This window comes from Polyangiaceae bacterium, from assembly GCA_020633205.1.
In the GTDB taxonomy this organism is placed as follows: domain Bacteria; phylum Myxococcota_A; class Polyangia; order Polyangiales; family Polyangiaceae; genus JAHBVY01.
On record JACKEB010000010.1, the window covers coordinates 755,819 to 776,222 of the forward strand.

At 64.8% G+C, this 20,404-nt stretch carries 15 protein-coding genes; 3 read left to right on the forward strand and 12 right to left on the reverse strand.

What is annotated here, in order from left to right; all coding sequences use genetic code 11:
• Position 1: 1 nt before the first annotated feature.
• Together H6718_03065 and H6718_03070 are read right to left on the reverse strand one after the other, a co-directional pair.
• Positions 2 to 2,560: a DUF3516 domain-containing protein gene (locus H6718_03065; GenBank protein ID MCB9584348.1), complete on the reverse strand. Its 2,559-nt coding sequence runs from the start codon at positions 2,558 to 2,560 to the stop codon at positions 2 to 4.
• A gap of 282 nt (positions 2,561 to 2,842) precedes the next feature.
• Positions 2,843 to 3,034 carry a hypothetical protein gene (locus H6718_03070; protein MCB9584349.1) on the reverse strand — a complete coding sequence of 64 codons (192 nt, stop codon included), beginning with the start codon at positions 3,032 to 3,034 and terminating at the stop codon, positions 2,843 to 2,845.
• Positions 3,035 to 3,218: 184 nt separating this feature from the next.
• Between H6718_03070 and H6718_03075 the strand changes: the two genes are divergently transcribed.
• From H6718_03075 to H6718_03085, 3 genes are all read left to right on the forward strand, one after another.
• Positions 3,219 to 4,745, forward strand: a complete 1,527-nt coding sequence (locus H6718_03075) for an SGNH/GDSL hydrolase family protein (GenBank protein MCB9584350.1) — start codon at positions 3,219 to 3,221, stop codon at positions 4,743 to 4,745.
• A gap of 320 nt (positions 4,746 to 5,065) precedes the next feature.
• Positions 5,066 to 5,863, forward strand: coding sequence for a hypothetical protein (locus tag H6718_03080; GenBank protein MCB9584351.1), 798 nt, complete (start codon positions 5,066 to 5,068; stop codon positions 5,861 to 5,863).
• Positions 5,864 to 5,893: 30 nt separating this feature from the next.
• On the forward strand, positions 5,894 to 7,162 hold the full coding sequence (locus H6718_03085) for a hypothetical protein (protein MCB9584352.1): 1,269 nt from the start codon (positions 5,894 to 5,896) through the stop codon (positions 7,160 to 7,162).
• Between the two features lie 76 nt (positions 7,163 to 7,238).
• Here the strand turns inward: H6718_03085 and H6718_03090 are convergent, their stop codons facing one another.
• From H6718_03090 to H6718_03135, 10 genes are all read right to left on the reverse strand, one after another.
• On the reverse strand, positions 7,239 to 8,105 hold the full coding sequence (locus H6718_03090; GenBank protein MCB9584353.1) for a hypothetical protein: 867 nt from the start codon (positions 8,103 to 8,105) through the stop codon (positions 7,239 to 7,241).
• Entirely contained in the window at positions 8,102 to 8,695 is a 594-nt protein-coding gene (locus tag H6718_03095; GenBank protein ID MCB9584354.1) for an RNA polymerase sigma factor, read from the reverse strand. Before H6718_03095 ends, H6718_03090 begins: the two co-directional genes overlap by 4 nt.
• Before the next feature lie 132 nt (positions 8,696 to 8,827).
• Positions 8,828 to 10,552 carry a hypothetical protein gene (locus H6718_03100; GenBank protein MCB9584355.1) on the reverse strand — a complete coding sequence of 575 codons (1,725 nt, stop codon included), beginning with the start codon at positions 10,550 to 10,552 and terminating at the stop codon, positions 8,828 to 8,830.
• A gap of 35 nt (positions 10,553 to 10,587) precedes the next feature.
• Positions 10,588 to 12,696: an NAD-dependent DNA ligase LigA gene (gene ligA / locus H6718_03105; GenBank protein ID MCB9584356.1), complete on the reverse strand. Its 2,109-nt coding sequence runs from the start codon at positions 12,694 to 12,696 to the stop codon at positions 10,588 to 10,590.
• 117 nt (positions 12,697 to 12,813) lie between these two features.
• Positions 12,814 to 14,031 carry a group II intron reverse transcriptase/maturase gene (gene ltrA, locus H6718_03110; protein MCB9584357.1) on the reverse strand — a complete coding sequence of 406 codons (1,218 nt, stop codon included), beginning with the start codon at positions 14,029 to 14,031 and terminating at the stop codon, positions 12,814 to 12,816.
• An 809-nt stretch (positions 14,032 to 14,840) separates the two neighbouring features.
• Entirely contained in the window at positions 14,841 to 15,641 is an 801-nt protein-coding gene (locus tag H6718_03115; protein ID MCB9584358.1) for a TonB family protein, read from the reverse strand.
• Complete coding sequence (locus H6718_03120) at positions 15,625 to 16,080, reverse strand: biopolymer transporter ExbD (GenBank protein ID MCB9584359.1); 456 nt, start codon at positions 16,078 to 16,080, stop codon at positions 15,625 to 15,627. The genes H6718_03115 and H6718_03120 overlap by 17 nt, the downstream gene beginning before the upstream one ends.
• Positions 16,080 to 16,733, reverse strand: a complete 654-nt coding sequence (locus tag H6718_03125; protein MCB9584360.1) for a MotA/TolQ/ExbB proton channel family protein — start codon at positions 16,731 to 16,733, stop codon at positions 16,080 to 16,082. The genes H6718_03120 and H6718_03125 overlap by 1 nt, the downstream gene beginning before the upstream one ends.
• Positions 16,734 to 16,806: 73 nt before the next feature.
• Positions 16,807 to 17,748: a hypothetical protein gene (locus H6718_03130; GenBank protein ID MCB9584361.1), complete on the reverse strand. Its 942-nt coding sequence runs from the start codon at positions 17,746 to 17,748 to the stop codon at positions 16,807 to 16,809.
• The gene (locus H6718_03135) at positions 17,745 to 20,177 is read right to left on the reverse strand and encodes a TonB-dependent receptor (protein MCB9584362.1); all 2,433 of its coding nucleotides are present in this window, start codon (positions 20,175 to 20,177) and stop codon (positions 17,745 to 17,747) included. The genes H6718_03130 and H6718_03135 overlap by 4 nt, the downstream gene beginning before the upstream one ends.
• Positions 20,178 to 20,404: the final 227 nt, after the last annotated feature.

Sequence of the window (20,404 nt, forward strand, 5' to 3'; positions counted from 1 at the left end):
TTCAACGGACAACTCCCAGCGCCAACAGGCGCATCACCAGCGCGCCCGCCTCTCGGCTGGCCTGCAAGTCGACTTCGAACTCGAGCCCCCACTCGAGGTAGTCGTCAGGATCGACCAGTGCCTGCCGCAGCCACCACCCGTCCGTCCGTTCCTGTAGCTCGAGGTGCTTTGGGCTACGCGCGCTCGGATCCGTGCGGATTTCGTCATAGCTCGCCCAGTAGTCCTGCAGCGCGCTCTCGAGGCGCTGGGTGCTCCAGCGCTCCCCCGCTTCGTCCAGAGCTAGGTTGCCCTCCCCCGCTAGCTCATCGAGCTCCCGGAGTGTGCGTTCGTAGCGCTGGGTCGCCAGCGCCTGGACAACTCGCCAGGCTCCGTTGCGCACCAGCACGCGGAACGCCCGCCGATCCTTGGTGATGTCGGGCTGCTCATCCGCCTCGGCCTCCCGCAGCACGTGCTCAGGATCCTGGAGCGCCTTCCACTCATCGAGCAGGCTCGCATCGGCTTGGCGGATCTCCGCGCCCAGCCACTCCGTGAGATCGATGAGCTCTTCCGTGCGGTTTTGTTCGGGCACCGTCTGCTCGAGCACACGGTAGACGTCCGAAAGATACCTGAGCAGCACCCCTTCTGCGCGCTGCAGCCCATACGTCTTGATGTAGCCGTGAAACGTCTCACCTTGCTCGTACATGTCCCGAGCGATGCTCTTCGGGGAGATGCGGAAGCCAGCGACCCAAGGATGGTGCTCGGCAAAGGCATCGAACGTGCCGTAGATGAAGTCTTTCTCCGGCTTCGGGTAGTCGACCTTCTCCAGGCGCTGCATGCGCTCTTCGTACTCCACACCCTCCGCCTTCAGCTCGTTCATCAGGCGCGTCTTCAAGGTATCTACTTGGCGACGCAGCACCTGATGGGGTGGCTCGAGGATCGCCTCGAGCACCGTCAGCACTGTGAGCGCGTAGCCTGGCTCGTCGGGCTCCAGCGAGGAGATGGCCTCGACCGCGTACAGCGCCAGGGCGCGGTTGAGGGAGAAGTCTTCCTGAAGGTCACTGTTGATGCGCACCCCGTCGGGGGTAACTTCGATGATCTTCGCCTCGACGAGGGAACGAAACATCGCGATCGCGGTTCGCCCCAGGGCTCGCTTGTTGCGAGCCGGTTCGTGAGAGTCTTTGATGAGCTGCTTCATCGCAGCGCAACCGCTACCGTCCTCACGAGACAGCACGTTGAGCAACATCCCGTGGCTCACGTCGAAGCGACTGCGCAGCGCCTCGGGGCTGCTCTCCTTGAGCCGGGTGAGGGTGCTGGCTTCCCAGTTCTTGAACCCGCGCTCGGGAGGCTTCTTCAGGTGCAGCTTCTTGTTCTTCTTCGCGTTGGCTGCGGCCTTGGCCTTGATCCGCAGATTTTCAATCACGTGTTCCGGCGCTTGAACGACCACGCTGCCCTGAGTGTCGAAGCCTCGCCGTCCGGCGCGGCCGGCGATCTGTTGAAAGTCACGGACGCTCAGGATCGTGGTGTTCTCGCCGTCGTACTTGCAGAGCTGGGTGAAGAGCACCGTGCGCAACGGAATGTTGATACCCACGCCGAGCGTGTCGGTTCCGCAGATCAGCTTCAAGTACCCGCGCTGGGCCAGGCGCTCCACCAGCCGGCGGTATTTGGGCAGCATGCCCGCGTGATGCACGCCGATTCCGTGAGGAACAAATCGACCCAGCTCGCGACCGAAAGGGCTATCGAAACGAAAGCCCTTCAGTTCCTGCTTCAGCGCGACCTTCTGTTCCTTGCTCAGGAAATCGAGGCTCATCAGCGCCGAGGCCTGTTCGCTGGCAGCACGCTGGGAGAAGTGCACGATGTAGACCGGCACCTTGCCTTCATTCAACAGCTCGCCGATCGTCTCTGTGAGGGGCTTCTCGGTGTAGGTCCAATCGAGGGGCACCGGACGCTCCGTCGTGCGAACCAGCGCCGTCTCGAGCCCCGTCAAGTCCTCCAAGATGCGCACGAAGCGCTCTGGCTCCGCCAAGGTCGCGCTCATCAGCAGGAAGCGCGCCTTGCTCAGGGTCAACAGCGGCACCTGCCAGGCCACTCCACGATCCCGATCCCCGTAGTAGTGGAACTCATCCATCACCACGCACTGCACGTCGGTATCAGCGCCTTCACGTAGCGCCATATTCGAGAGTATTTCCGCGGTGCAACAAATCAATGGCGCGTCGTGGTTGATGCTCGCGTCCCCGGTGAGCATGCCCACCTGATGGGGCCCAAACAGCCGACACAGGTCGAAGAACTTCTCGCTGACGAGCGCCTTGATCGGCGCAGTGAAGAACGCTCGCTCCCCGCGCGCCAGCGCAGAGAAACAGGCCGCAAGCGCGACCATCGACTTCCCGGACCCCGTGGGCGTGTTGAGCACCACGTTCTTGCCGGCGAAGAGCTCCAGCACCGCCTCCTCCTGCGCTGGATAGAGGCTCAATCCGGCTTCCTCTACGTAGGCAAGGAACGCCTCTAGCAGCGCGTCCCCATCGGCGGCGCCTTCGGGGAGCCGCTTCTCCAGCAGGCCAGGCTCTCGGGACGGGGGAGCGCTCATGGCGAGGGCTCGTGACACCGTTGGCCAGGCGGAGCAAGAGGCTAAGGGCCGGGCGACGGGCAGAGCTCAGCGAGGCGGCCGGACCTCGGACACAAAAGCAGAGCGCCCGAGCGGGTGGCTCGGGCGGGCTCTTGACTGAGTTGGTCGCTGCTGCGCTCGTTATCGCGCGGATACGGTGGCGGCGTGGCGCGATTGGAGGCGAGAGCGACTAGGTCTGCCCTCAGCGAGCAGTGGCGCGTGCGCTCAGTGGCTCGCGCGCAGACCTAAACTCAGAGTGATGTCTTACTCATCGTCCATCACGGGCTGGGGGCCAGGGACGATGTGAGCGATGTCAGGGTCGACGCCGGCGGGTAGCTCCGTATCGCTGGATCCGGAGTCTAGGCGGCGCTGTTCGCGGCGTTCCGCCTTCTCGCGCTTACGCTCGGCTTTTTCTCGTTCGCGTTGACGTTTGGCAAAGGTATTTTTTGTGCGCAAGTGACCTCCTTGTGTTGGAGCCGTTCGGACCAAAGGTCCGAAGAAAGCAGCGCCACCGAGCTCGGCGGCGCTATCGACTCGGCTATTCGGCATACCACAGTCTCCCGGGCTGGGCCGCGAAAAGCGCTCCGTGCGGATCAAGCGCCGAGGATCCCCGCTCAGAGCGCGTGATATTCTCGCGAATGTGATTGAAAAACGCTTGCACACGCGCCCGGTGCCGCAGGGGTTGCGCGACATTCCGTCGCTCCCCTTGAGCGCAGCTCTCGCCCTGGCCGGGCTGCTCAGCGTTGCGTGCGGCGACGACCCGTCTGCGACCGCGGCGGCCGGCGCCGGCGGAGCAGCAGGCAGCGCTAGCGGCGGGACCACAACCGGCGGCGCAGCGACCGGCGGCGGGGGCGTGACCTTTGGAGGAGCCGCGGGTAGTGCGGGCGCCAGTGGAGGAGCCGCGAGCGCTGGAGCCGCTGGGAACGGTGCGTCGGGTTTCACGCGCTACGATCCTTCGGCTCACAGCTCTCCCGTCAGCGACAGCGTGCTGGCGAGCGCGCGTCAGATCGCACTCGCGGACCCCAACGCCAATGACGACGTGTTCATGAAGGTGGGCGCGTCGGGGACGGTGAGCAAGAGTTTCCTGTACTGCTTCGCGGGGGACGCTCAGCCTAGTTACCGCGTGGAAGGCGCTGACGACCTCCTGCAGAGCATCGAGTTCTTCCGCTCGGGCGACGCTGCTGGGACGACGCCCTTCGACCGCCCGACGCTCGCGGCGGTCGTTGGCCGTAGCGCGAGTTGGGCGATCTCCGGCTCACCCTCCCCCCTTGAGCAAGAGCAAGCCCTGCTCCACCCCCGATTCGCGTTCGTGAACTACGGCACCAACGACATGGGACTCGGTGCAACCTATCTGAGCGCGCTGTTTCCGTTTTTCCGGAACCTGTCCACGCTGCTCGACCAGCTCGCCGAGCAGGGCGTGGTCAGCGTGATTTCTGGCTTGAATCCGCGCGGAGATAGCTCTAGCGCTGCCTTGTGGGTACCAACATACGACGCCGTGACTCGCGGCCTCGCAGAGTCGAGACAGCTGCCGTATCTCAGCCTGTATCTCGCGAGCAAGGACCTTCCAAACCAGGGCCTGCTGAGTGATGGGCTCCACGGCAACGCCTTCAGTGACGGCGGCTCGCAGCCCTGCGTGTTCACCGACACAGCACTTCAGTACAACTACAACGTGCGCAACCTGCTCAGCATGAGTGCGCTCGATCGGCTGAAGCGCGGCGTCGTGGATGGCAGCCCGGCCCAGGATGTGACGCCTGCGGGCTACGTGGGGAGTGGCTCTGCGAGCGACCCGATCCGAATCGATCGCCTCCCCTTCACGCACGCGGGCAACACCAGCGGGGCGGAGCGTAGGATCGACACCTACACCGGCTGCGGCGCAGACCAAGACGAGTCAGGCCCCGAGGTGTTCTACAGCTTGGAGCTGAGTGAACGAACCCCACTCCGCCTGCTCCTGCTCGACCGAGACGGAGTGGACGTCGATCTCCACCTGCTGAGCGCCAGTGACGGCGCCAGCTGCCTCGCTCGCAACGACCGCGCGCTTCAGATGACTCTCGACCCAGGCAGCTATTTGATCACCGCGGACACCTTCGTTACTTCAGCTTCCGAGCAGGCGGGCGATTACCTGCTGGTGGTCTTGCGCTGCGAAGCAGGCGACCCCGACTGCGACTAACGTCGCCTACGAGCAGCAAACGATTCCGTACGGGATGTCGCGGCGTATTCCCGTATGGAGTCTTGTGGGGCGCGCGCCCTCCCCCCCAAACACCCCCGTCGATGCCGGGGGACGAGCCAGCGTTCCCGTGCGGGATCTCCCAGACGAAGTTCAAATACCTAACTCGAGTTCAAATCCTTAACTCGCTGATGGTAAAAGAACTGAACCTCGCGGATCCGCTACGCGCAGCGTCATACGGCGGAAAAACCTAGGAAACAGCAGAACTCGCGGCACCGGGTGCTCGACCGAGGCTTGGCACGAAGCCTGCTCAACGGGTAGGCATGAAGGCTCGCACGCTCCTCGCCGCTCTCACCGCTGCCGCCAGTCTGTTCGCCACCTTCGCGTTCACCAGCGAAGCGAGCGCCACCACCTACAGCGTCTACCTACATGGGCGCAACACGGACGGGACGCCCTCCGGCTGGAGCTACTGGAGCTACCAGCGGCCTGGTACGACCCCAGTGGTCATCAACTACAACGGCCGTTCCCACATCTCGTCGGCCAACCCCACGGTGCGCGCGGGCCTGAACACCTACTGCAGCGGGTCGAACTACTGCTACGTCGCGGCCCACAGCGCCGGCTGCGCTCACCTGCAGTACGCCATCGACAAGTACGGTCCGTACAACATCATCTGGGTGGACGGCGCCGGCTGCGCCTCGGGTGGCACCGAGCTCTCCGACGACTGGTCCTGGACCCAGGGCGACGACCTCGCGTCGGACCTCAAGACCGGCACCATCCGCTCGATGTACAACCACAACAACATGCGCGGCGCCTGGTTCTACCTGTTCGGCGGCGCGAAGGGTGGCGCAGCAGCGATGCTGATCACCGGCCAGGACGACGGCGCCGTGGGCTATGCTTCTTCGCTGGGCCGCAGCAAGACGGGCGACTTCTGCAACCCCGGCGACAGCTGGTGGCTCGATACTTGTGACGAAGTCGGCATGGGGACCAGCACGGGCAACCGCTACAGCTACCACTATGTCTACTATCGCGACAGCAGCGAGAACAAGGACCACTACGTGGGTAGCGGTTCCGGAGGGATTCCTTCGCCGATGTTCTCTGACATGGGTGCCTACGCCTACTGAGGTCGCCACGCCTGAACCGGTGAGAGCAGCATGAGCCGCGAGCGTCCAACCGCTGGACCCTTGCGGCTCTGGCTGTTTGTCATCGGCGGGATCCTGGTTTTGGGGTTAGGTTTGCTGTGGCTGCGCTCGGGCGCCAAACCCACGGTACCCGGCTCGGACGAAGCAGCCCGTGGAGGCTTGCACCCCGAGGAAACGCCGCCCGGGCACGGCAACGGCGCCATAACGGCGCCCAGCGCCGCTGCCGGAAAGCGGAAATCAGCTGACAATGTCCCCGCAGCGGGAGACGACGATGAGCTCGTGTGGGTCGACCCGGCCACGCTGACACCAGAGCAAATCGCCGAGCGACGGGCGAAGCGCCTCAGGATGGCCGCCGACGGACACCGAGACTACTACCGCTATCCCCCAAGCTCGCGTCCGCTGTCCGACAATGAGGATCTACTGCTGCGGGATCATGTCGAGCCGGAGATCCGCAAGCTCAAGCGAGGCGAGGACGGTGAGAAGGGCGAGGTGCGCCTGGAGCTCTGGCAAAACAAGATGTTCCTTCGCGAGGGCGATGAGGCGTCTTTCCGCGTGAAAGCGGCGACCCAGAAGGGCCCGGTGCCAGTCAATGTGGTGGAAGCCACGCTCGTCACCCTGCCGGACGAAGGCACGGCCCCGCAAAACCTCGGGCCGCTCAGCGTCACCGACGACGGCAGCCCACCAGACGAGATCAGCAACGACGGGGTCCCCACGGGTGGCTTCGTGGCGAGCGCCAGCCGGCTCGGGAGCTACCGGGGCAATCTAAGGGTGATGCTGAAGCTCGAAGCCGAAGGCGAACAGGGCACCGCGACGTTGCAGTTCGTCTACACGGGCGCGGAGCCGGGACGTTTCACTGGGGAAGTGGTCGAGGCGCTGGAGGACGGGTCGCTTGCCCTCTACTTTGGCCTCGAGCTCAAGGAAGCTGGGCGCTACGAGATCCGCGCACGGCTGTACGACAAGAGCGATCGCCCGGTCGCGCTGCTGAACTTCAACCAAGACCTGGAAGTCGGCAAACAGAAGGCGCGCCTGCTGGCGTTCGGCAAGCTGCTACGCGACGAGGGCGCCGAGGGGCCCTACACGATCCGCGACATCGAAGGCTGGCGGCTCCTGAGCGGCACGTATCCGGACCGCGAGATGATGCAGCCGCCCGAGGACTACACGACCAAGGAATACAGCCTCGACCAGTTCTCCGACGCCGAGTACAGCGATCCCCAAGCTGAGGCGATGATCGAGCACATCGAGAACGCCCAGAAGACGCCGCCGCCCGCGCCGAGCAACTGAGCCGATTCCGGGTATCGCGTCTTCGATGCCCAGGCCCACAGTCGCGCAGCGCCGAGGCGGCGCATGCCGCAGAGGCTCAGCCCCCCATGGCTCGGATCAACGCCTGGGCTTCGGCCTGACGATAGCCCCCGTAGCGACCACTGGCGAACGGCTCGAGGGCCTGCTTCGCCTCGCTGGTGCGCCCGAGACGCACGAGACACAGCGCGCGATTGTACTGAGCTTCCGCAGCAAATCTTCCGCGCGGAAATGCTTGAAGGTAGCGTTCCCAGAGCGCCAGGGCGCGCCCGTAGTCGTGGGAGACGAAGTGTGCTTGGTGCGCCTCCAAGTAGCGTCGGTGGGAAGGATCCGTGGGCGCCGCGCTCGGCGCCTCCGCGGCGCTGCCGGCCTGCGCGGGCGTAGCGGCTGACGTCGCTGGCGCAGCTACGGGCGGCACGGCTGCTGCGGGCGGAATGACGGCGCCTTTGGGCGCTTGCGCCCCGGCTCGCGCCGTGGGTTCGGTCTTCGGCGGCGGTTCTGGCGCTACATCCGGCGGCGGAACGTCGTTGAGCTCGGCTTGCTGCTCTAGCTCGCCAGGCTCAGCTTCGGGATCCACTTCATCGAGCGGCGGAACGAGATCGGGCTCTTCCGGATTGGCGCTGACGAGGGGCGTTCCCTTCGCAGGCGGCCGAGCGTCGCTGGCCGGCGCAGAGTCGGTCGTCGGCGTGGAGAACACCTCCACCACACGCTCGACAGCGCGGGGAAGTGCACCGCTGATCTGCGCGGCAGCTGCGCCCGCCACGAACACCGCGACCAAGGGCACGCCAAACGCGAGGCGGCTTCGACGCTTGCGCTTGGCCGCATGCAAGCTGAGCATCACCCGAGCCCGAGTGAGATCGCTCTGTTGAGCCTGCTCGCCCTCCTCACGCAGCGCTCGAGTCGCTTCTTTCAGCAAGTCGTCGGTCATGACTCACTCCCCCCGGAGCGAAGCGGCTGCAGGATCTCTCGCAGCTTCTTTTTGGCATGGAACAACCTAGTGCGCACCGTGCCCTCAGGTGCTCCGACGATCTCCGCGACTTCGCGACTCGTGCGTTCCTCGACCTCGCAGAGGACGAAGGCAACTCGTTGGTCGAGGGGCAGTTCGTCGAGGGCGCTACTCAGGAGCTCCGCGAGCTCCCGGCGTCGAGCATCGTGCTCGGGATCTCCCGAGTCGCTCCGCGGCTCACGATGCATGCGCTCCAAGGCCGCGCGCCGCCGCACGGCAGAGCGCACGTGGTGTCGCGCGTGATTGACCGCTACCGAGATGAGGAAGGTGCGCAAGGACGACTCGCCGCGGTAGTTCTTCATCGCCTTGGGCAAGCTGACGAAGACCTCGTGCACCAGGTCCTCAGCGGAGCTCGGGTCCCCAACCAGGCGCGTCGCGAACGCGCGCACCGCTTGGTGATGTAGGTCGTACACCTCCCCCACCGCCGCTGGCTCACCTCGCACGAGGCGCTCCACCAACGGATCATCACCCGCAGTTTGGACGAGACGCAGACTCACGTTGGACCAACTCATGCGGGCTGAGCTGAGTGCCCGCCACGCCCAAGAGTGTTCAACCGTCGGAAGAAAAACCGAAGCCGTCACCGCACGTCCCACAAACCCGTTTGATTTTCAATGGTTTTGAACCGTGGTTGCCAACCCTTGGGTTCAGAAGAAGGCCACTCCAAAGTGGCTCTCGACCGTCGCCTGCTTGAGCTCGCTGGTCCTCACCCCCACCCCGCCGAAGAGCGAAAGGGTGTGTTCGATGACCTCGATACCTCCGAGGAGGCGCCCGCGCTCGATGGGGGTGATCTCCTGATCGAACTGCTTCTGCTCGGAGGAATAGCCGGCCTCCAGCCCTGCGAAGAGCCGCTCGTATCGCGCTCGGAGACCTAGGTTGAACCCCCACTCGTAGTTCCGGTCGCCGTAGGCGTCAGCGCCGATGAAGGGCAGCGAGTAGACGGGTCCGACCTCGAAGGCCACTCCGGCATTGATTCGTTTCCCCGAGGCAACCCAAAAGCTGGGTTGAATGCGCCCGTTCTTTGCGATGCTAACCAGTCCTATCGACGTCCCCTTGACGTCGCCAGCCACGTTGACCAGACCGACTTGCACGCCGTCGACCGCAGCACCCCCGACGTTGATGAGTCCAACTTGCGCGCCCTCGACGGGACCAAACACGCTATTGACGATGCCCGCTTGGAAGCCGTCCAGCTTGCCCAGGCTGAGGTTCAAGATCCCCGCCTGAAAACCTTCCACCCCATCGGCCACATTTCCCAAACCTGCGGCTTGCCCTCCCTCAGCGGCGCGCCCCGCGTAGTTCACGGCGCCGGCGACTTGCACCCCTTCGAGCTTGCGACCCACGTAGTTCGCCGCACCCGCTGCCTGGACGCCGTCAAGGTCGTCCTTGGCGAAGTTCACGGCGCCGGCGCCTTGTACGCCTTCAGTTTTCCCCAGGGTAACGTTGACGGCACCCGAACCTTGAACACCGTACATCGGGCCGCGACCGAAGTTCACTGCGCCGGAGAGCTGCACGCCTTCGATGTGGCGCCCCATCCCCACGACGCCGCTTAGCTGCGCACCCTCGAGGCGCTCGGCGTAAGCGTAGATCCCAGTCAGCTGGGCTCCCTGAGCACGCTCGTCGTTTCTGAGCACGAAGGGATTGAGGGCAAACGCCCGCGTTTCGCCGATACGGGAGTAGAACAAACCGAGTTCCATGACGACGCTCAGGTGTTCGCTCTCAGGTTGCAACGTGATCGGGTGAGCCAGACTGAGGTTGATGAAACCCCCATCCTTGAGCGGGTGCTTCGGTTGCCAAGGAGCTTCTTTGTTTTTCCCTGCGGGTTTAGTCTTCGGCTTCGCAACGGGCTTCGGCTTTTCAGCCTTTGGCTGCGGCTTTGCGGGTGGCGGCGGAGGGGGCTTCTCCGCCGCAAGCCGCGCGGCTTCGGCCTCTCGAGCTTTAGCCAGCTCTTCCAGGAGTTCGCTGGCTTCGTTCCGCACGAGGTTGCCAGCAAGCAGCGCCATGACCTCGACGCTGCGCTCTGGATCGTCGGGGCGAGCCAACAGGCGTACGGTCTTCTTGCCGTCGACGGCGGTGAACTCGCCGAGCACGTAGCCCTGACTCGCTTCCAGGTCGAGGGTCAGCGTGCCCCCGTTGGCTTCCGCAGCCGGGTCGGTGGTGATCTCGACACCCAGCTCCTTCCTGAGCGCCTTCACGAGGTTTGACGTCTCGACCCCCGAGGCTCCAGGCCTGAAGACCAGGCGCACGCTCCGCTCAGCAACGGGGGCTCCCGGATCTGCAGCTTGAGCGTGCGCTGGTGCCGGCCAGAGAGGCGCGCTCAGCAACAAAGCCGCGAGCAGCCTCGGGGCAAAGCGGAAGGAAACGAACGGTGACATCGATGAGCTTGAGTACCCGCTCGACTCGAGAGTGTTCAGCCGTCGCCCAACAGCGCCAACAAACCCGCTTCGTCGATCACGTTGACCCCGAGCTTTTGAGCCTTTTCAAGCTTGCTCCCGGCCTCATCCCCCGCGACTACATAGTCGGTTTTCTTGGAGACGGAACCGGACACCTTGCCGCCGGCGCGCTTGATCCGATCAGCGGCGTCATTGCGCTTCAGCGTCGGCAGCGTGCCGGTCAGCACGAAGCTCTTTCCCGCGACGCCCTCGACCTCCTGTCGCTGTCCCTCCAGCTGGGTCAGCCGCACGCCGGCCCGCTCCAGTCCAGCGATCACCCGGCGCACGCCTTGGGAGTTCAGCTCCGTCATGATCACATCGGCGCTCTTCCGAGCCAAACCCTCGATTGCGCCCGAGCCCTTCTCCGGTGCGATGCTCTCGATCGCCGCCTCGTCTCCTGCACAATACCGCGCGGCAAAGTCCAAGAGCGCCTGCGCGCTGCCGAAATGTCCCGCTAGATCTTCCGCGGTCGTGGTGCCGACGTGGCGAATCGCGAGCGCCGTTAGCACCCTCGCCAGGCCGCGCCCCTTCGCGCGCTCCAGCCCTGCGATCACGTTCTCGGCGCTCTTCTTGCCCATGCGCTCGAGCCCCGCGAAGTCTTCGACCCTCAAGTCGAATAGCTGTTCCGGCGAGGAGACCCCGAGCTTCTCGACGATCTGCACGACCAGCACCGCACCAAGCCCGTCAATGTCCATGGCTTGGCGGCTGGCGAAGAAACGTAGCCGTTCGGTGACCTGCGCCGGGCACGCCGGGTTTGGGCAGTAGAGGAAGATCTCCTCGGCAACGATCTCCGACTCGCAGCTTGGGCAGGCGCTCGGACGCGCGGTGGGCACGGTGCCCGCCGGGCGCTTGGTCAGGTCGACACTCACCACCTGAGGAATGATCTCGCCCGCCTTCTCGATGAAGACCGTGTCGCCGATGCGCACGTCCTTGCGCTCCAGCTCGACGAAATTGTGAAGGGAAGCGCGGCTCACAGTGGTGCCAGCCACGAGCACCGGCTCGAGCTCGGCGACGGGAGTCAGCTTACCTGACTTCCCGACCTGAACGGTGATGCCATGCAGCTTGGTCGCCTTGCGTTCCGGCGGGAACTTGTAGGCAATACCCCAGTGAGGGTGGTGCCCGGTACCGCTCAGGCGATCGTGCAGCCTCAGCTCGTCGAGCTTGATCACCATGCCGTCAATCTCGTACTCCAAGGAAGGCCGACGCGCGCCGAAAGCCTCGCAGAACGCCAAGGCACCCGCCGCGTCTTCGGCCACCGTGATGCCATCCAGGTAGACCGGGGCTCCAAGCGCTGACAGCCACTCGAGCACCTCGTGCTGGGTCGGCGGCACCTTGTTATTCCCTGGGGTAACGAGCTGGTAGAGAAAGCTGGTGATGCCCACGCTCTCGAGACCAACGGGCTCCTTGCGCTTCATCAGACCCGCACAGCCGTTGCGCGGGTTCATGATGGTTGGCTGGCCTGCGTCGCGGAGCGTGGCGTTGTAGCGCTCGAACGCGGCGCGGGGCCAATACAGCTCACCCCGGATCTCCACATCACCCTTCAGTCCCTTGAGCTTCGCCGGCGCCGCCCGCGCCTGCATCACTTGCTTGGTGATGTCGTCGCCCTTCTTTCCGTCGCCGCGGGTCACCGCGCGCTTCAGGGTGCCCGCCTTGTAGTGCAGAGAGACGGAGATGCCGTCGATCTTGGGCTCGACGATCAGCTTCAGGGCATCGGACGCGGAATACTCCAGGTCTTGCCGGCGGCGCGTTACCCAGTTCTCGAGTTGCTCCCCGAGGGAAATGGACCCCCCTTTGCTGTCCTTGCGCGCGCTCGACAGCTTCTCCAAGGAGAGCATCGGCACGCTGTGCACGACCTCTTCGAAGCCCTCAGCGTGATCGTTCCCCGGCTTCTTGTCGATGCGCTCTTCCTCGGGGATCTGGAGCTCATTCGCCAGCTCCTGGTACTGCTCGAACAGCTCATCGAACGCACTATCGGGGATCTCCGGAGCACCCGCGCGGTACGCCTTCTCGTGGTACTCGATCTCCCGTGCGAGCTCACCGAGGAGTTCGCGCTGGCTACTTTGGGTTTGGGCACTCGGGGTCGCCATTGGTAGATCCTTACTCCTTCCCGCCAGGCGGGCGATGGTCAAAGTCAAGACCCCCGTACAAACCGTGCATGCGGATTTCCCGCACACGGCTTACCAGTAGCCACTCAGCGCACAGCATTACGCGGCCTCCATCAGGATGGATTGCTCCGGATAGCGGACAGTCCCACGGAGTTGGTACAGGCCCAGACGGTAGAAGTAGTCGCGATCCCAGCGGTCGACTTGTTTGGGTTTCAGGTGGCGACCCTTACGGGCCACCAGCAGCCCTTTCAGCTGCTTCCAAACATATGTGTCGAGCTGATTGAATCGCTTCGCGGCATTTCCCGTGCGGAAGTAGTTCCCCCAGCCCCGCAGTACGGGGTTCAGCTGTTCGATGACATCGCGGATATCCGCGTGGCATCTCGAGCGGGGGGTGAGCTGCTTCACACGGCTCCGGATCCGCTGCATCGCGCGCTGCGACGGCCAGCGATGGAGGAAGTAGAGCCGCTCGCCCGACCTCTCCAGCACCTTGCCGCTCAGCCGCTTGTGCAGATGACAGCCAAGAAAGTCGAAGCCCTGCTTGCCATCGTAGAGCTCGACTCGCCTCGTCTTCTCCGGATGTAGCTCAAGGCCAAGGCGTTGCAGGATCACTCGGATCCGCGCCTCGGCCAGCTCGCAGTCCTTCTTGGTGCGACAGATCACCACGAAGTCGTCCGCGTAGCGCACCAACGTTCCATGCGGAGCGCTGTGGCGGGTCCACAGGACGTCGAGCACGTGCAAGTAGATGTTGGACAGCAGAGGGGAGATCACTCCCCCTTGCGGCGTGCCGCGCACCGACGCCTTCACGACGCCGTCCTCCATCACTCCTGCTTCGAGCCACTGCCGCAGCAACTTCAGCACCCGACGATCCGAGATGCGTCTCCCCACCAGCTTCATCAGCTTGGCGTGGTCGATGCTCCCGAAGTAGTCGCGGATGTCGGCATCCAGCACGTGGTGGCCCCCTTTGGCGCCGAGCTTCCTCAGCGTCTCGAGCGCCATCACCGCGCTGCGCCGGGGACGAAACCCATATGAGCAAGGCAGAAAATCCGCCTCAAAAATAGGCTCAATCACCAGCTTCGCCGCCATCTGCACCACCCGATCGCGCACCGTCGGGATGCCTAGTGGCCGCGTCTTACCATCGGCTTTCGGGATGTACTGCCGCCGCACCACCTGCGGTCGATACTTCCCCGCTTTCAGCTCAGCTTGTAATTCCTCGAGGAATCGCTGAGCCCCGTACCCCTCCACGTCGCAGATCGACTGGCGATCCACGCCCGCGGCTCCTTGGTTCTGTCTGACTCGCTTCCACGCCTCCTGGAGGATGTCACCCCGCCAGATGTGGTCGTAAAGGGCGTGAAAGCGCCTATCCGGTGCCCGCTTGGCTGCTGCATATAGTTGGCGTTGTAGTTGTTGCGCTTTTCCGTGCGGCTTACACCTGCCGGGGTCGTTAGGTCCGGACTTGCCGGCCATTCCCTCACGCTTACCTACGCTTCCAACACGACTACCGCAGGGACCCTTCCCTCCTGCCGCGTTTTGCCGCACGGCATTCGTTCCCGCTGGTTGCCCAGCGGTCTTCGGTACCATGATCCCCTCGGACTCCCGCTGTGCAGTGGCCGATTTCGCCTTCGGCTTATACGACGCACCTCGCCCTGACTTGGGCCGCACAGACGGGCCTCCCGAGTTCCGCGCTCCTCCTTGCACACGTGCTGCCCCCCGTACCCCGCCGGAGCCGGCGGCGAGCTTCGGTGCTCTCGCCGTCGATGTTGCCTTCGCCGTGAAATGAGCGGCTCGGCCTCCGGATTGTTTCTCTGTCGAGGCTGCAGGTTTCACTTCATGTTGCGGCCCGCGTGCTTGCTCCCCGCTACGCAGCTCTCGCTGCTTCACGAGCTTTTGACACCCCGCTCGGGCAGGGAGATCTCTCTCCACTACCTGGGGCCTGCTACCCGGCGCACCGACGCTTACCGGGACGGGACTCTCACCCGCTGGAGAAACGCAGCTAGCGAAACACCCAGCATCCTGCGAACAGGCTTCCGAATCTTTCGCGTCACGGCGCACCATGGCGCGCAGCCTAGCGGGAGCAGCGCGCTCCGCCTATCCCCGGCCGACGGAGGCCTACTCCGGGTGAACTCGCCTCAGCGATCCACACGAAATCTGCAGCGATAGACCAGCGTCGTGGAGACCGTGCGGCCGTCCTTGTCGACGGGCGCCGACCAATGCGAGCCCTGTACGGTGCGTTGGCACGCGCTGCCGAACCCGGCGTAGCTCTCTGCCAAGATCCCAACCACGCGCGCCGTCCCTCGCGCGTCGATTGCCACGCGTACCGTCGCCTGACCGCTGATCCCCGCGGCCCGCGCGGCCGGCGGATAGTAGCGAGCGAGCGTGCCGTCGAGCCCAGGGGCACGCGGCGGGCGCGCGAGATCCTTGGCTGCAACGTAGCTCGGCGCGGGGGGCGGCGCATGTCGCGCAGGCTTGCTGGAAGGCTTCGGCTTCGTATTTCCTCGAGGTAATGGACCGCGCCCGCCACCACCCGTCCCGGGCACGCCGACCGCAACTCCGTCTCCGTCTGCCGCGCCGAGATCGCTCGCAGAGAGGGTCCCAAGGTCGATAGGTCCAGCGGGCTGTTCAGACTGAGGCTCGGCTTGGTTGGCCACAGCTCGTGGGGAGCCTGGAGTCACCGGGTGATAGGCCGTGGGCTGAGTCGGCGCTTGGTCGCTAGGCTCTTCAGGCGCCGGGGGCTCCGGTTCTTTCGGCTCCGGTGGCTTCGGATCCGGCGGGGGCTTGGTCGCCTCCACTTCGAAGTCGACCGTTGCCACACGGATCGGTTCAAGGACCGAAACGGGCATGCGGTCCAGGCTCCAAAAGGCAAGCCCGTGGAACGCGACGCTCAGTCCGACGCCCAAGAGCCGGCGGCGGCGCTCACTTGAGTGGTGCACCGTCAGCCTGCCTCACGTTGATGGCAAAGCGGTCCACGCCGGATTCACGGAGTAGATCCACGACATGAACCACAGCCCGGTGTTGAGTGCTGCCGTCGGCAGCGATCAACGCACGGCTCTGGGGGTCCTCCCGAAGCGCGCTTTGAGCCGCCTGCCTGAGTTCTGCGTCAGTCACGACGCGGTCATCCACGTGGACCCGCCCGTCCTTCTCGATCGAGACGTGCAGGATTCCGTTTTGCGCAGCGCCGCTCTTCGCCTTGGGGAGATCGAGCGGCAAGCTGTGACTCACCACGTAGCTCGCGGTTACCATCAGCACCACCAAGAGCACCAACACGACGTCGACCAACGGGGTGACGTTGATCCCTACCAGCAGCTCATCATTTCCTCGCGAAAATGACCGTCCACCGCCGCCACTACTAGAAGCTGCCGCCCCAGCCATCACTCCGCTCCTTCTGGCGCCATCCGCGAGCCCAGCTCCGCAAGGGCGTCACGAGAGAGCGCTTCGGCGCGCCCCAAGCGAGCGCGGATCAGGCGCTGAAACAGATTGAAGAACGCGATGGCGGGCAGCGCCACCAGGAGTCCCGCCGCGGTCGCAACCAGCGCCTCGCCAATCTCCGCCATCAAGCCACTGGAGAGCTTGCCAGCGCTGGCGTCCAGCTCGTGGAAGGCGCGGATGATCCCGATCACCGTACCAAGCAGCCCTACGAAGGGCGCGTTGCTCCCGACGGTCCCAAGGAACGCGAGGTTCTTCTCCATCGCCAGTCGACTGCGCTCCGCTTCCGCAGCGACGCGCTCGCTCACCGCTTCCCGCTCGAGCTCTTGCCGCTGCCCAGAGGCCAGGCCAGCGCGTAAGATCCCCGCTTCCGGACACGGTGACTCTTCCAGACGCCGCAGAGCGAGCTTCACCTCGCCGGCCTTGAGGCGCTTGAGCACTTCGGCTCGCAGCTTGTCCACATCGTCTCGGGAAGAGCTGAAGAACACAGCCCGCTCGATGACCACCGCCAGCGCCACCAGGCTCAACACCACCAAGAGCCAAAGCACCCAGCTTGCGCCAAGTCCCGTCAATGAACTCACGATTCGTTCGATACGCATCACAACCTCCACCTCCGGCAATTCCGGATAACCAAAAACTCTCAGCCCGCGGCGACCACCGCATATCGTTTCCTCACGGCACCACACAGAGCGCGCGACGCAGCCAGTCGTTGCCTCCTCGACGGTCCCGCGACACGAAGTAGAAACGCACCCAGCGACCGCTTTGGTCGTCCAGCTTGGGCGCCTCGAAGGTCACCTCGAGGGACGGCGTCGTGCTCACGTCGTCCGCCTCGACGAACCCAGCGGGAATGCTGAGCTTGCCAGCATCGGAGTAGTAGTCGAGCTCGAGGGTCTCGCGATCGCCAATCTGGTCGAAGCCGGCGCGCTCCTCACCGAGCTCGTCTCTAGGCACGCTCGACAGATCGAAGCGGATCTTCGTCTTGCTCCCCGCTTGGACGTGCGGCAATGCTTGGTCAGTCGCGCAGTCGCTTGGTTCTGGCGTCGGTGGCTCGCTCCAGCTTTGTTCGCCGAGGCTCACGCCGACGGAACTGAGCGCCGGAAGGCTGTTTTTCAGCTCGCCCTGGGCAATCCCCAGGTTGATCCCCACGGGCAGCGTGTCCCCTGCGTCGCAGCTCTCGGCCCCGCTCGGCGAGCCCCCGCGGCACACCACGCCATGCAGCGCGACCTGCGGTGCGTCGCCCGTTTGTGTTGGCACGCTGAACGCGAAGGTTGGCAGGCCTTGCCCCGACAAGGTGTCGAAAGGAGATCCGACGCACTCGCTCGGTCCGGCGTTCACCGGTGCCGCGAGGCAAGCTTCGAAGCGCCACGCGAGGTCCGTGGGTTCGCCGTCCGGCGCGACCACTAGCCAGCTGACGTCGAGGGTCTCACCGGGCTCGCCCCACGCCTCCCCCGTGCGACCTTGCACCTCCGCGCGCGCCCCGAGCACCCGCGGGTTCTCGATTGCCTGGGGCAACGCGAGGGGGTCCTCGCAACCGGCGCCGAAGACCAACGCGAGCGGCGCGATCAAGAGCCCTAGTCCAGGCGTCAGTTGCCCAAGTTGCTCTCGCAGTTTCATAGCTCTCCTCGGAACCCCAAGCTGGGGAACAACGGCACGCCCGTGATGGGGCGGCTCTTGGTGTAGTCGTAGCTGTATTCAGTGCCCTCGCGGTGTTCCGCGTTGTAGGCGTTGATTAGGTCGAGGTACGCCGCGAGCTTCACCTCGCCCAACACCCATTGTTTTTCCACGCGCAAATCAAGCTGGTGATACAGCGGTAGGCGCTCGGAGTTCACCTTGCCGAAGCGCGGCACGTACTGACCGGTGGTCGCGTCGTACACCGCACCGATGATCGGTGTCGTCGGGTCGCCGCTCGTCAGGCGGAAGCGCGCGCCGACTTCCCAACCCTTGCCGAGTCCTTGGCTCAGCGCGAGGGAGAGCAGGTGCGTCTGGTCGAGGTCGAAGAGGCGATAGGGCTCGTCGCGATCTTTGCGCTCGCTGCGGGAGATCGTATACGCGAGGAAACCCTTCGTGTCCCCGGTGTGCAGCTTGGCGCTGAGTTCAGCGCCGTAGATGCGCCCCTGGCCGTCGTTGATGAAATACGGTGGCTGCTGGTCCGCCGTTGCCACGACGCGATCGTTCAGGTGCTTGTAGAAGCCCTCGACGCCAACTTCTAGCTCTTCGCCGAAGCGTTGCTCCACGCCTGCGCTGGTGTGGATCGCGTAGTACGGCTTGAGATCAGGATTCCCGAGCCCCGGAATCGACAGGTAGTAGTCGGGCATCTGGGTGTAGCGCCCCACGCCCGCTTTCAACGTCGTCTCCGGCGTCACCGCGTAGCGCACCCCGAGGCGAGGATCCAAAGTGAAGGCCTTCAGGTGCTCGAAGTAGTCTGCCCTGAGCCCCAGCGTTACCTCGACCGGGTCTACGGGTCTCACCGCCGCTTCGACGTACGCTGCCGGGCTCAACGTATAAGGCGTGTCTTGGATGAAGATCAGCTGAGAGCTAGCAAGCGAGGCGTTCGCATTCGGATCGCCCTCGAACTGCGGGGGCCGGTTGCCCTGATAGCTGCCATCCAGCACGTAGTAGTCGAAGTCGAGCCCGCTACGGATCTCCAGCGAATTTCCCACACGGTAACGCATGTCTGCGCGTGCAAACACCTCATGGGCCTTGAACTCGCTCGTCAGCGGTCCCAGGTGCTGCTCCAACAACTGCCGCCCGTAGGTCACCTGCACCCGGGAGTCGAAGTCGTCGAACTTGCTCTCCCACGCGAGCTGCACGCGGTGAAACTCGATGCCCCCGGATACCTCGCCACGCAGCGACGGGTCGGTCTCCTGAGGGTCGCTGATCAACAGCGACAGGTGGTCCCGGCTGCCATAGGTCGTGAGGCGCAGCGTGTGGTGTGAGTCCAAGTGGTGACTCAGGAACGCCTGATAGTCCCAGTACACCGGCGCGGCGAGCACGCTGTAAGAACCTTCGGGGACGAAGTTCTCGAACACGAAATCGATGTTGCTGCGGCGCGCGGCGACCGCGACGGCCGTGTCTTTGCCAATCGGTGTCTCGACCAGTGCGGCGCTCTCCAACATCGAGATGTCGAGCATCAAGTGCAGCTTGTCGAAGCGCGGCTCACGGCTCTCCACGTTGATCAACCCACCGCTGATGCGCCCGTACCGCGCGGAAAAGTTCCCCGGTTGGTAGTCGATGCGGCTCACCAGGCGCCCCTGCACGAAGGACGTGATGCCACCGAAGTGATAGAGGATCGGCACTGGCGCCCCGTCAAAGAGCACCTTGCTCTCGTTGCTCGAAGAGCCGCGCAGGATCGGATCGCCATCCCCGCGCCCAACTCCGGGCAACACCTCGACGGCGCGGATCGGATCACCACGCGTGCCCGGCATCTCCTTGAGGTCCTCCGCCTCCAAGCGGTGACTGCTCACCGCCTCCGGCGGACCTTCCACCTCCGCCGTGGCCTCGTACACCGGCTCCTCGTCAGGCGATGGAGGCGGCGGAGCGGCTTTCTGCGGCTTTTCTTGGGGGGGAGGAGCGGCGTCCGGTGCCTCAGGCGGCGGAGTGGCGGCGGGCGCTGCAGGCTCCGACGGGGACGCCGCGGACGCTGGCAGAGTCAACGTCAACTGGTAGCGGAACCTCACGGAAACGGCTTCGTCACCGACTCGCGCCGGCTCGAACTGCAGCCGGTAGGCGGCCTCGAGTACCTTCCGCTCGAGCTCTTCGTCGACGCCCGTCTTGTCTTCGATGTCTGCCTGGGTGACATCGCCAAGCTCGTCGATGGTCAGCGACAGCCACAGCGCGCTCAGCTCCGACCCATCGGGGCGCTCGACGCTCACACCTTGCTTGAGCTTCGGGGGAGTCACCTTCGGCTTGCCCGCAGGCGGCGCATCACCCGTAGCTGCCGTCTCATCAGGCTGCGGCGCACCCTGCGCGATGGAACGCGACGAAGCGGTGAGGCCGATCAGCAGACAGGCGAAGCAAGCAAGTCGATGGGTATGCAGACGCACAGGGCTACTCCTCGCGCACGCTCGCGCCTCGCGGAAACGCGAGTAGCCAGCGAGCGCAGTGCACTCGGGGAGCCAGCACGACCCCGCGAAGCTACCAAGCGCGCGTGGGCGCGCTCGCTCGCCCCGTGGTGGAGCGTGCATGGGTAGCCCTTCGCGGGCGTCGACTAGCGGGGATGGGGCCGCGCTCTCAGGCGCGATTCAAGGCGGAGTTCCCGGTCGGCGACGGA